1 protein-coding gene is annotated in these 249 nt (G+C 32.5%); it reads left to right on the forward strand.

Annotated elements, in window-relative coordinates; genetic code table 11:
- A partial coding sequence (locus LJE08_RS14290) for an IS3 family transposase (RefSeq protein WP_227403619.1) occupies positions 1-249 on the forward strand: 249 nt, incomplete at both ends.

Genomic DNA, 249 nt, shown 5'->3' on the forward strand with positions numbered 1-249 from the left:
TGATCAGGGATGGCAGTATCAAATGAAGGCTTACCATCAATTATTGAAGGATAAAGGAATCAACCAATCTATGTCACGCAAAGGAAACTGTTTGGATAACGCTCCAATGGAAAACTTTTTTGGAGTTATGAAGAAAGAAATGTTTCTAGGAAAAGAATATTCATTCCATTCGTTAGAAGCTTTAGAGATTGCGATAGAAGAATACATAGAATATTATAATAACAAACGAATTTCACTGAAATTAAAAGG

This window comes from Holdemanella sp. DFI.5.55, assembly GCF_020593575.1.
GTDB classification, from domain to species: domain Bacteria; phylum Bacillota_I; class Bacilli_A; order Erysipelotrichales; family Erysipelotrichaceae; genus Holdemanella; species Holdemanella hominis.